Annotated in this window: 8 protein-coding genes; 3 read left to right on the top strand and 5 right to left on the bottom strand. The window is 45.7% G+C overall.

The annotated features are described in order from the left end of the window. Positions 1–141: 141 nt before the first annotated feature. Entirely contained in the window at positions 142–588 is a 447-nt protein-coding gene (locus tag ABD894_RS20210) for a cytochrome B (RefSeq protein ID WP_345212884.1), read from the bottom strand. A gap of 230 nt (positions 589–818) precedes the next feature. Beyond that, positions 819–2,009 (bottom strand): anhydro-N-acetylmuramic acid kinase, encoded by a 1,191-nt coding sequence (locus tag ABD894_RS20205; RefSeq protein WP_345212883.1) that lies wholly within the window; start codon positions 2,007–2,009, stop codon positions 819–821. A 424-nt stretch (positions 2,010–2,433) separates the two neighbouring features. On the opposite strand from ABD894_RS20205, the gene ABD894_RS20200 reads away from it, so the two are divergent. Further along, positions 2,434–3,549 carry an acyltransferase family protein gene (locus tag ABD894_RS20200; protein ID WP_345212882.1) on the top strand — a complete coding sequence of 372 codons (1,116 nt, stop codon included), beginning with the start codon at positions 2,434–2,436 and terminating at the stop codon, positions 3,547–3,549. Between the two features lie 161 nt (positions 3,550–3,710). Beyond that, a complete protein-coding gene (locus ABD894_RS20195; RefSeq protein ID WP_345212881.1) occupies positions 3,711–6,572 on the top strand; it encodes a M16 family metallopeptidase in 2,862 nt (953 codons plus the stop codon). Positions 6,573–6,821: 249 nt separating this feature from the next. On the opposite strand, the gene ABD894_RS20190 is transcribed toward ABD894_RS20195, so the two are convergent. After that, entirely contained in the window at positions 6,822–7,433 is a 612-nt protein-coding gene (locus tag ABD894_RS20190; protein WP_345212880.1) for a hypothetical protein, read from the bottom strand. Positions 7,434–7,496: 63 nt separating this feature from the next. Between ABD894_RS20190 and ABD894_RS20185 the strand changes: the two genes are divergently transcribed. Further along, positions 7,497–10,052, top strand: coding sequence for a ligase-associated DNA damage response DEXH box helicase (locus tag ABD894_RS20185; protein WP_345212879.1), 2,556 nt, complete (start codon positions 7,497–7,499; stop codon positions 10,050–10,052). A 427-nt stretch (positions 10,053–10,479) separates the two neighbouring features. Here ABD894_RS20185 and ABD894_RS20180 read toward each other — a convergent pair whose 3' ends face one another. Continuing rightward, entirely contained in the window at positions 10,480–11,652 is a 1,173-nt protein-coding gene (locus ABD894_RS20180; protein ID WP_345212878.1) for a redoxin domain-containing protein, read from the bottom strand. 53 nt (positions 11,653–11,705) lie between these two features. After that, positions 11,706–12,887, bottom strand: coding sequence for a formimidoylglutamase (locus ABD894_RS20175; RefSeq protein ID WP_345212903.1), 1,182 nt, complete (start codon positions 12,885–12,887; stop codon positions 11,706–11,708). Positions 12,888–13,134: the final 247 nt, after the last annotated feature.

Raw genomic sequence — 13,134 nt, 5'->3', positions numbered from 1 at the left:
ATTGGTTAGTAGTTTGTATCAAATACTCCATCCGGCTGCCAAGGTTAATTGGTGCCACCAAATGTTTATTTGAGTGATTTTGATCATATTGCGTGGCAAATTTATAAAGAAATTTGAATTACCAAACTTTTTGTGAACTTTTTAGTGCGAAACACCAAATAATGGTCGGCCACTTTGCACAATTGCCACAATAATTACCAATAAAGCCATCCCGTAAAATATCGCGATAGTTTTGTGTTTACCTTCGGGAAGTACGATCTTTTTAGATTTACTGTGACCGATAGTGATCAAAACTATTGCCAATATCATCATTACCACGTGTTCCATTGTCCAGTAACGGGTTTCGGCATTTTTCATGGTTTGGCTGGTAAATTGCACAAACGGACTTAAAAAGTACAACACTAAACCCAGTAAAAGCTGCACGTGAGCAGATATGAGGGTGAACAAATTCCATTTGCGGTTACCCTCGGTATATGATTTTTTTCCCAACCAATCGGCAACAGCTCTTATAATGGCAATTACGATTAGAAAGAACACAATATACCTGAAACCGGAATGTGCTTGCTTTAAGATGTTGTATAAGTTCATGTGTAAGAAATTTTGCGCCAATATACAAGTTTTAAATCATGGGTTGATGGCTTAGTAAGCAACTGAAAAGCGTAACGAAATTTTGTTGCTTTTAGATGATAACTTACCCTGTCATCGCTGCGCTCGACTCCCCTCTCTGCTGCGCAAAGAGGGAGTTAGCCAAATTCATCTTGCAATTAACCATCTTTGCGCAGCAGAGAGGGTGATCCAGCGAAGCGTAGATCGAGTATTTAACCCGCGAAACTAAACTTACCCATCAATACAGCCGGATTATCCCCAATCTTCAGCGGACTGCCTATCAGGGCCTCATTACCCAATAAGGCAAACAATATCGCTTCTTTGGCATCCGGGTCTATCCCTAAAGCGCGGGTGTCGGCTATCACCAAAGCCGGTAATGCCTTTTGTAGCTGTTCAATAATAAATGGGTTGCTCGCTCCGCCTCCGCTGGCAAACAGCTTAATATCTTCGCCTGGCAGGTATTTGTTAATAAAGGCCGCGATACCGGTGGCTGTAAAAGCACTTAATGTAGTGATCAGATCGGCCGGACTAATGTTTGTGGTATCACTTCGTTGCTGTGCCTGCTCAACATACGCAAGGTTAAACAGTTCGGGACCGGTAGTTTTGGGCAGGTCAGCCCAGAAGAAAGGATTATCCAGCAAGGCATCCAACAATGCTGTATTGATGGTGCCCAAATAAGCTATCCGCGCGTCTTCATCATAAGGCTTGTTGAAATATTTTTTCGTGGCGGCATCTATCAGCGTATTCCCCGGCCCAATATCGGTACAAATTATCCCCGACAGATCGTCGCCCGGCAACCAAGTAAGGTTGGCTATACCACCCATGTTGAGCAAAATACGGTTCTCACCTTTTTTGCTGCCCAGTATGGCATCACCGTACAAAGCCAGCGGAGCACCCTCGCCTCCGGCAGCAATATGCTTCTGCCTGAAATCGCTGATGGTGAGTATACCTGTTTTTACGGCGATATGGTCGCCGTCGCCAATTTGCAGGGTGCTGTTGGGGTAATTAACCAGCCCGTGCGCACGTGCCGGTGCATGGTAAACCGTTTGCCCGTGACTGGCTATAAAGTCGACTTCGATGGTTTTGATACCCCACTGATCAAGCGCCTGCAATATCAGTTCCGCATGGAAATTGCCGATATAGGCGTTGAGCAAACAAAGCTTTTCCATATCTGCCGACCGTTTAGCAAACACCTGCCGTACCTCGTCCTTAAAATGGTCATTGTAAGGGATAGTGATAAACTTCAACAGCTCAAATTCCGTCTGCAAACCACTGCCTGCAAACCTGCACAAAGCAATATCCAAGCCATCCAACGATGTACCCGACATCAGACCGATACCAATACGTTCGGGCTTTTGAGCGATATTAACGAGGTATTGCAGGTTAGTGTTCAGCGGTATCATGTTCAAAGTTATTTAAAAATTTAAATTGTGAGTTGTGAGGCTCCCTGCGGAAGCCTCTTTGTTTTACGTTTCGTCAGCAAACAGCTTCGGGCGAAAGCGGGCAGAACTTTGGTGGCCTGGAGCGCAAAAGCGGGCATAGGAACTTGTTGCATGTGGGGAGGAAATGAGCGGAGGGGCAAAAGTTCCAGCCCTAAGTTCTGCACGTTTTGCGGGGGAATGGCCTTGTGCGGCAAAGAAGCCTTTTGCTGGACAAGGGTTTTGTTACTTTTGCCCTCAAAAGTAATGGGGCCCTGCGCCCAAGAGCAGACTAACGTTAATTACAGCACAAACCTAATCTACGTAGAGATTGCTTCATTCTTTGCACCGACAATACCCCAAAACAAACACTTTTTTTAACTATGTTTACATATCAACAATACCCTAAATGAGCCAGGCATTACCCGCTAAACGACTGCTTTCTCTCGACATTTTTCGTGGCGCCACCGTTGCAGCCATGATATTGGTTAATAATCCCGGCGACTGGGGCCACATCTATCCACCGCTGGAACATTCCGTTTGGAATGGTTGTACCCCTACTGATCTGATTTTTCCGTCATTCCTGTTTATCGTGGGCGTATCTATTGTTTATGCTATGGAAAGCAAAAAGGAAACGCCTGCCAATCATACTAAAATGATATTGAGCGCATTGCGCCGTGCGCTGATATTGATCATCATCAGCCTTGTTACGCAACTCATCTTTCATCCCGGTTTTGAGCACCTGCGCTTTCCGGGCGTGTTGCAGCGCATCGGTGTGGTGTTCTTTATATGCTCAGTATTATATATTAAAACCTCACAAAAAACCCGCGACTGGCTATTTGGCATATTGCTTATCGGCTACTATATCATGATGTGCTTTGTACCCGTACCGGGTTTCGGCCATGCCAATCTCGAACCCGAAACCAATATTGGCGCATGGGTAGACAGGCTGGTGTTTACCGAGAACCACCTCTGGAGCCAATCGCGCACCTGGGACCCGGAAGGTTTGCTGGGCACATTACCTGCCATTGCCACTGGGCTTTTCGGTATACGGGTGGGCAGCTGGTTAAAAGGCAAACAGCACGATGATGGCACAAAAGTAAGCTGGCTCTTTATTTACGGAACCGCGGCTGCCGTAGCAGGCTTAGCCTGGGGCTTATTCTTTCCCATCAATAAAGCCTTATGGACAAGTTCCTTCGTACTCTACACCGGCGGACTGGCAACCATGGGATTAGCATTTTGCTACTGGCTGATAGATGTGCAGGGTTACAAAAGGTTCAGCGGTATATTTATCCCTTTCGGCATTAACGCTATTACGGCCTACGTGCTTTCTGGTTATATCCCCCATTATCTGTACAAAATAACCTTCCATACCGCATCGGGCGAAAAGAACATTTACCAGCTTGCTTTTGAGCCATACTTTTCGCCGGTGAACGCGTCGCTGGCAGCCGCGGTGGCACTGGTGATGTTGTTATGGGTAATTATGTGGGTGCTGTACCGCAAAAAGATCATTATAAAAGTGTAGTTTAGCTTTATAATTACACTAAACCAAATGCATCACATCCACTCTAAAAATACTTTAGCAACAATTTTATTTTTGATTTTAAGTTAGATGTTAATTGATTAATATTGGCAACTAATTGTTTCGTTTATAGAATATTGTATACTCCCCGATTAACTAAAAATATGCATATTAATTTAAAGCTCACCGCAGCGGCCCTTGCACTGTTCGTGGCATCACAAGGCGCATTCGCGCAGGTTAAAAAAAAGCCTGTCGTTTCGCCAAAAAATAAACCGGCCGCTCCCGAGGCCCAAATAAAAGCGGCTGTATTACCTACCGATAAAAATGTGATCATCGGTAAGTTGCCAAACGGTATTACCTATTACATCCGTCAGAATGATTTGCCGCAAAACCGGGCAGAGCTTTACTTGGTAAACAAAGCAGGCTCTATACTGGAAAGCGACGCGCAGCAAGGTCTTGCCCACTTTACCGAGCACATGGCCTTTAACGGCACACGCGATTTCCCAAAGAACGCGCTTGTGAACTATCTGCAAAGTGCAGGCGTAAAATTTGGCGCCGATCTTAACGCTTACACTTCATTTGATGAAACCGTATACCAGTTACCCTTACCTACTGATAGCGTAAAGGTATTTGAAAAAGGCTTTGACATATTGGCCAACTGGGCAGGTTATGTCAGCTTTGATCAGGCTGAACTGGATAAAGAACGCGGTGTGGTACTGGAAGAACTTCGCTTACGCGGAAAGAACGCCCAGGAACGCCTGCAACTGCAAACCTTGCCGGTATTGCTTAATAATTCGCGCTATGCATCGCGTTTGCCAAAAGGTAAAGAAGATATTATTAAGAACTTCAACTTAGCTACCATTAAGAGTTTTTACGAGGATTGGTATCGTCCCGATCTGCAAGCGGTAATTGCCGTGGGCGATTTTGATCCGAAACGTGTTGAGGAACTTATCAAACAAAAATTCTCAGGCCTTAAAAACCCTGCCGGCGAAAAGCCGCGCACCGAATACAGCGTACCTGCTACGCCGGGTACCATTGTAAAATTTGCTACCGATGGCGAGTTTCCGTACACGCTGGCTCAAATTATTGTTAAGCATCCCAAAACAAACGTTAAAACCACTACCGATTACCTGCAAAATATGCGTGTGGCCTTGTTTAACCAAATGCTTAATGCCCGCTTAAACGAATTGTTGCAAAAACCAGCTCCGCCATTTTTATACGGCAGCGCCAGCTACGGCGGCTTTTTGGCTAATTTAGATGCCTTTTCGTCGGTAGTAGTTGCTCGTCCGGGTGAGTTGGAAGGTGCGGTGAAAACTCTCGTTGCCGAGATAGAACGAGCCCGCAAGTTCGGCTTTACCCTTACCGAGTTTGAACGCGCTAAACAAAACGCGCTGATTCAAATTGGTAACTCGTGGAAAGAACGTGATAAAACCCGCTCTGTTAATTTTGTAGGTGAGTACCAGCAGCATTTCCTTACAGGGCAGGCTATACCGGGTATCGATTACGAATACAGCTTTTATGTAAGCAATATCAACAACATCACCCTGGCGCAAATGAACGCATTGGCGGGCAAATTCATATCCGACCAAAACCGTGTTATTATTGTTGAAGCGCCAGATAAGGAAAAAGATAAGTTACCAAATGAAGCTACGCTATTAAGCTGGATCAATACCGCTGGTAAAACCGTTACCCCTTATGTGGATAACGTAAGCACCAAGCCATTGATGGAGAAAATTCCGGAGGCGGGTACTATTACTGATGAACAAAAAGATGATTCAATAGGTGTTACCAACATTACGTTATCAAACGGTGTTAAGGTGATACTTAAACCTACCAACTTTAAAAACGACCAGGTGGTAATTACCGGGTACAGCTTTGGCGGTACGTCGCTGGCTGCTGATCAGGATTTCACTTCTGCCAGCTTTGCCGGACAGGTAGTATCAAGCAGCGGTGTGGGCGAGTTTAACCAGATTCAACTGGACAAACTGCTTACAGGTAAAAACGTTACCATCAATCCATACATCAGCGATAATACACAAGGCTTTTCGGGTAACGCGGCACCAAAAGACCTGGAAACCGCGTTTCAGTTGATCAACCTGTATTTTACCCAGCCACGTAAGGATCTGGATATATGGCAGTCAAGTATCTCGCAAACCAAATCGCTTTTAGCCAATCGCGGCCTTGATCCGGGTAGCGTATATCAGGATACCGTGAGCGCTGTAATGAACAATTACAATCCGCGTGCAATGGTGCCTACGGTTGAAAAACTGAGTGCGGCATCGCTTGATAAAGCTTTCGATTTTTACCACAAACGTTTTTCCGACGCCAGCAATTTCACCTTTACACTGGTGGGTAGCTTTAACGTACTGTCAATAAAACCGTTATTAACCACTTACCTGGCCAGCCTGCCATCAAGCAACAGTAAAGAAACTTTTAAGGACCTGAATATGTACCCTGTAAGCGGACAAGTTACCAAAACCGTGTACAAAGGTATTGGTGATAAGAGCAATGTGCAGCTTGTTTTCAGCGGCGATTATCAGTACAGCGAGGATAACAACATACAGATAGATGCGCTTGAAGAAATATTGAACATTAAACTGACCGAACGCTTACGCGAACAGGAAAGCGGTGCTTACGCGCCGGGGGTAAACGCGCATTACAATAAAACGCCGAAAAGCAAGTACAGCATCACGGTATCTTTTGGTTGCGCTCCCGAAAATGTTGACAAGCTGATTGCCGCCACGCTTGAAGAAATAAACAAATTGAAACAAAACGGCGCGGTACAAACCGACATTCAAAAGTTTGCTGCCGAAGACCTGCGTTCAACCCAGGTACAACTGCGCGAAAATTACTTCTGGACAGGCTACCTTGCCGGTGGCTCACAAAATCAGGAAGATCCGCACCGCATTATGTATCACGATAAAACGGTTGCCAAAGTTACCGTACAAAGCACTAAAGAGGCCGCCAACACTTACCTGAATGGCAAAAACCTCATTAAACTGATATTAATGCCGGAGAAGAAGTAATCCTGGTAAGAATCAAGAGTTAAGATTCAGGAATCAGGATAGAACTCATCAGATAAAGAGAAAGCCGGTTGCAAAACAACCGGCTTTCTCTTTGTGCAACAATTTATCTTGTTTCCCGTATCTTAACTCTTACATCTAATCCATGTAATTGTTATTCTGATTCTTGATTCCTGAATCTTAACTCTTGCATCTAATCAACGTAATTGCTATTCTAATTCTTGACTCCTGAATCTTAACTCTTGCATCTAATCAATGCATATCCAGATAAGTCCCCGAGCCTTCATTGGGCTTGTACACCACTATGGCCACGCACTTATTACTTACCGAATCTACCTCGAAAGTAATTCCCTTGGCGTTATCATCATACACAATTACCTTTTTAGCATCGGCAGTAAAACTGCTTACCTGCTTTAGCGTGTAAGCTTTTTTGATATCCTCTAATCCGGCACCTGTTGATAAGCCTTCTGGAGTTTTAAACCATGGCGAGTTCACCATTATTTTTTTAATGTAGCTGGTATTTTCATCCTTACCGCCCATGTTACGATGCGCGAAGATGGCGGTGCGATAACCCTTTCTATCGTGTTTGGCATACCAGGCCATCAGCGAGCTGCCCATAGCCGCATCGGACGAATCGGGTCTGCCCAGCAGCACAATGGCGCTATCGGCAGGCTGACCAACACGCAAATGGCCGATGCCCTGCCCCGGGCTGATGAGTTGGTTGGCGGTATTCTCTTTAACGGTAGCAACCGCTGTATCGGCCGAATTGGCTACTGAGGTATCGGTAGTTTCAGTTTTTTTATCGGGCTGATTGCAGGCAAACAATAGCGGTGCAAAAAGTATAACAAAAGTTCGTTTTAACATGGTTGTAGTTTTTGGTATAACAGATATATAACCAAATCAACCTTATTTTGTTATTTGCATTATATGAGCAGTAAAGGGCAGCAGGTAATAAAAGCGTGGTATAAAGAAAAAAGCTGGAGGCAGTTTCCGTTTCAGAAAGAAATGGAGGCCACCTACCTGCAAGGTTACTCCGGTTTGCTGAACGCCCCTACCGGCAGCGGCAAAACATTCGCGCTGTTTTTACCCTTCGTGGCCGATTATATTAACCGGCACCCCGATACCTACTCAACCCGTAAGGATAATGGCCTGCAAATGCTGTGGATCACCCCGCTGCGGGCACTTACCAACGACATCCGCAAAGCCATGCAGGAAGCCTGCGACGAGCTCGGCCTGCCCTGGCGCATTGGTACACGTACCGGCGATACATCTGCCGCCGAAAAGCAAGCCCTAAAACGCAAGCTGCCCGAAGTACTGCTTACCACCCCCGAAAGCCTGCACCTGATGCTGGCCCAAAAGGAATATCCCAAGATATTTAAAAACCTGCAAGTAGTTGTAATTGACGAATGGCACGAATTATTAGGCACCAAACGTGGAGTACAAGTAGAACTGGGCCTAAGCAAACTAAAAGTACTAAGCAACGGGCACTTACCCCCCACAACTCACCTAAGAATCTGGGGGATCAGCGCCACCATCGGCAATTTGGAACAAGCGGCAGAAGTATTATTAGGCAATACCTTCCCGGCAGATAAGATAAAGATGGTGCGGGCTAACCTGGAAAAGAAACTGGATATCCGTTCGGTTATTCCCCCTAATATCGAAAACTATTCGTGGACGGGGCATATCGGCGTAAAGCTTTTGCCGCAGGTAATGGAGTTGGTGGCCAAAAGCAAAACCACGCTGATATTTTGTAATACCCGTTCACAGGCAGAAATATGGTACCATGCCATCATTGATAACTATCCTGAGTATGCAGGCATTTTGGCCATGCACCATGGCTCGCTGGATAATGAATTGCGCAACTGGGTAGAGCAGGCCCTGCATGCCGAAGCGTTGAAGGCAGTGGTATGTACTTCGAGCTTAGACTTGGGGGTCGATTTTCGGCCGGTAGATACCGTGGTGCAGGTGGGCAGCCCTAAAGGCGTGGCCCGTTTTATGCAGCGTGCAGGCCGAAGCGGTCACCACCCCGGCGCGGTATCAAAGGCCTATTTTGTACCCACCCACTCGCTCGAACTATTGGAGGGCGCTGCGCTTAAGCAGGCCATAAGACAAGGCATATTTGAAAGCCGCGATCCTATGCTGCTTACCATGGATGTGCTGATACAATACATGGTCACGCTGGCGGTTTCTGATGGTTTCAGGGCAGATGAATTGTTCAACGAAGTAAAATCAACTTACGCCTTTGCCGATCTGAATCGCAACGAGTACAATCAACTGCTTGATTTTATTACCAACGGCGGCAAAACCCTCGCCCAATATGATGAATTTTTAAAGGTAGAGGTAGAAGAAGGCCTGTACAAGGTAAACAGTCGTAGGGTGGCCATGCGTCACCGACTTAGCATTGGTACCATTACCAGCGAGCTTAGCATCCGGGTGAAATGGCTTAGCGGCGGTAGTTTGGGCACTATTGAAGAGGGCTTTATATCAAAATTGAAACCGGGCAACACCTTTTGGTTCGCGGGCCGCAGCCTGGAGTTTTTACACGTAAAGGAGATGACGGCCTTTGTAAAGAAATCGAATGCAAAAAAAGGATTGATTCCCAGTTGGGCAGGCGGACGAATGCCGCTATCATCGCAGTTATCCGCCGTTTTCAGGGATAAGCTGGATGAGGTGGCCCATGGCGGCGAAACCGACGAAGAAGTAATTGCCCTGAAACCGCTGTTTAAATTACAGGCTGAACTTTCGCACCTGCCGCAAAGCCATGAGTTTTTGATAGAGTCGTTTAAATCGCGCGAGGGGCATCACCTTATATTTTACCCTTTCGAGGGCCGTTTGGTGCACGAGGGCATGGCTTCGCTGTTTGCCTATCGCATTGCCAAGGTACGACCGGCCAGCTTCTCCATCGCCATGAACGATTACGGGTTTGAGCTGCTGTCTGACGAAGACATCGCCATTGAAGAAATACTGGAAGATGCCGACTTTTTCTCCATCAATAACCTGTTAGATGATATTCTTCATAGCTTAAACGCCAACGAAATGGCCCGGCGCCGTTTCAGGGATATTGCCCACATCGGCGGCCTGGTGTTCACCGGTTACCCCGGTCAGCAGATCAAGAACAAGCATTTACAGGCATCAACTTCCCTGCTTTTCGAGGTATTCAGCGAATATGAGCCCGATAATCTTTTGATACGACAAGCCTATAACGAAGCCCTCGCCTTTCAGCTCGAAGAGTTCAGGCTGAGGATGGCGCTGCAACGGATAGAAAAGCAAAGCATCATCCTGAAAACCATAGAACGCCCTACCCCGTTCGCCTTCCCTATAATGGTAGATAATCTGAGCCGCGACAAACTCACCACCGAAACCCTCGAAGAACGTGTAGCCAAAATGGCCCGCCGCTATGGTACCGACATCGGCAGCGAAGAAGAAGAACCTGACAAGAAGAAAGCGCGCCCGGCAGGTATTAGGAGGAAGAAAGGTTTTTAATTTTATTGGGATTACACCGATTTTATTGGTGATTTCACTGATTTTTTTGAAAAGCTGATTTTATTCAACCGTGGCATTTCTTTTTAGTAGTACAGCGGCGGGACGCCGCGGAATAGTTGCCACTTGGCCGAAGCCAAGCGGCTGCGGGAATAATAGGCTACATCGCCAATGCAAAAGCACAACCCTAACATACTCCAAAAAATGCGGCATCGTAAGGAACGGGGAGCACAAGCCTTGCCCAAGCACGACCCAAACATAGTTCCTTGCGAAGCCGCGACTTTTCTTTTTTGGTACTTTTTTCTTTTGAGAGAAAAGAAAAAAGTACTTCCACTAACGTTCAATTAAAGCACTACCATTCCTAACGAAGAACCTAAATATGATAGATCCTTCGTTACGCTCAGGATGACAGTTAAAGAGATCAAAAACCTTATATCTTCCCAAACAACTCAAGCAGTTTAGCTTCCAGATCGGCACCACGCAGATCGCGGGCGATGATGCGGCCGGTTGGGTCGATAAGGAAGTTTTGGGGGATGGATTGCACGGCGTATAACTGGGCAACCTCGTTATTCCAGTATCTGAGGTCGGATACCTGGGTCCAGGTTAAACCATCTTTTTTAATGGCTGCCAGCCAGGCAGATTTACCATTCTCGTTATCTAACGAAACCCCTAATACGGTAAAGTTTTTGTCTTTGTATTTATTGTAGGCCTTTACCACATTAGGGTTTTCCATACGGCATGGGCCGCACCATGATGCCCAAAAATCGAGCAATACGTATTTGCCTTTAAATGATGATAGCGATACATCTTTACCATCAACATCGGCCTGTGTAAAATCGGGCGCTATAGAACCTACCGAAACGCCTTTCAACACGGTTAACGAGCTTTTAAGCGATTTGCCCAAGTTGGTTTCCTGTATATTTTGTGCCAGGCTGTTAAATACCGGCTCAATTTCGGCAGGGTTTGGCGACGGGCCACCTAACGAACCTAAAGCCAGCAGGCTCATGTAACTGTTAGGGTTGGCTTTGATGAAAGCGCGCAATACATTTTTTTGCTCATCCTGCAATACCTTAAATTTGGCTTGCATAGCGTTCTGAAAATCGGCCGATTGTTTTTGCACGTCGGTAGCCGCTTTATTTTCGGCCATTAACTTTTGCGCTTTATCGTTAACCGGTTTGAGTAGGGTTATGAGTTTCTTATTATCGTCGTTAACCGGCGAACCTGTAACCACGGCTTTCTTAGCCGAATCAGCACCCGCTATGTTGATGGTACCTTTCTCCACAAAAAAGGTAAGGGCATCGGCCGTTTTTGACGGGCCGCCATCCGGGAAATTTTGCTGTACGTATTTGGCAAAACCTACACCCTTATAATCAATAAACAGCGTGGCATTGGCTGGCTCAGCAACCGTACCGCTAAACTTAAAAGCACCGTTGCTGATAGTGGCCGAATCGGTAATGTTAGTACCGCCCACGCGATAGGCCAAAAATGCTTTGGCAGGCGTGTTCAGTTTGCCAATTTTGGCATCAATAGTAAAAGGCTGCGCTGTTTGCGCCATGGATAATGCCGGCACAAAAGCCGCTATATAAAAGAATATCTTCTTCATCAATTTAAAAACTTGAGCTACTTTAACGGATAAACAGGTTAGGGATTGCCTTATCAGATCAATTTTTGATAAGTACGCCACCAAAGATCGGGCATTTCACCGGATACAGCGGTCTTGTAATCGTCATACCGGCAAGGCACCAGGTGAAAACGCTCGTTGAGCGAACCCGCTGTAGGGTAAGGCACCTGCATCCACCAGCGGTCTGATTTTTTGCTTTTTACAAACACCAGTTCATGATCTTCATGCTTAAGGCTGGTCTTGTAAATAAGATATTGCGATTTGGGATTGAGCGGAAAATCGCGCTTGCGGTTATAAAAGCCGTCGATAAAACACCATATCATTTGGCCCAGCAGCATAGCGGTTTGGCCATTGTTATCATAAGCCGGGTTAAACTCGTAAAAGCCTATAGAACTTAACTTGTCGTTGAAACCGGCATAGCGGCATAACTGGCAGGCTTCTTCGGCATAAAAACCATTCGGACTGGCGTTGGCATTCCCCATGGCATCGGCCGAACGGATAGACGAAATATCAAAACTGATCATGTTCGCATTGCGGATCACCGGTTCGGTAACGGCAATGTTACCGCTTAACTCGCCCAGGCGGTGCACATCAAAATACAGCTTCTCCATCACCCGCAAACTCTCCTGGCTGTTAAAATAGGTTTGATAACCTAAATTACTGTAGTTGAAGAGGTAGTTAGGATCGTGCAGGAAAACCTTATTAAGGAATGAGCTTGATGTGGTGGCAATGCTACCCTCGTTGATATCTTCTTCAAGGTCGAAATGGGAATCGATCACTACCAGGTCTACCTTTTGTTCGAGGTTTTCGTAACCGAGATACTGGGCGTATGTAAGATCCTGGCTGCCGCCGATGATGACTGGCAGAATATCGTTCTTGATCAACTCCTCTACCACCGTTTTAAGGGCGTAATAGGTATCGGTTACGGTTGCGCCCTGCTTAATATTCCCCAGATCTACGATCTTGGTAGTGTAGCTACCCTCATGCAACAAGTACAGCTTTTCTCGCACATAATCGGGCGCTAAAGAACTGCCTGCATTATTGGTGCCGTTCCTGTCTTCCTGTACCCCAACAATGGCGATATCCACTTTTTGTTCCAGATCGGGAAAGTCAACAGAGTGGTGCTCAATTTTTTGCCCCAACTGACTGGTATAATAACCTTTTTTAGGAGTTATCTTTTTTATATCGATGGGTGTAAAAAAATCAGCTAATGACATCATTGTGTAATGGCGGTATGCAAATGTGCGAAATCTTGATCAGAATTTACACGATTTAAGAATTTACAGAATTAATGAATTATACGTCAGCACATTTTAAATGGTTTAGCTTACACACGTAATTATCTAAATTGTATAAAAACAACACAAGTCTCTGAAAATTCTGATCCCCATTCTATAAATTCTTAAATCCTAATTACTTATTCTGTAAATTCTCAAATCCTGTAAATTCTGATCCAAAATCATG

This window comes from Mucilaginibacter gynuensis (assembly GCF_039541195.1).
Classification (GTDB): domain Bacteria; phylum Bacteroidota; class Bacteroidia; order Sphingobacteriales; family Sphingobacteriaceae; genus Mucilaginibacter; species Mucilaginibacter gynuensis.
The sequence above is the reverse complement of the archived record's forward strand: the minus strand, read 5'-3'. Positions and strand labels throughout refer to the sequence as shown.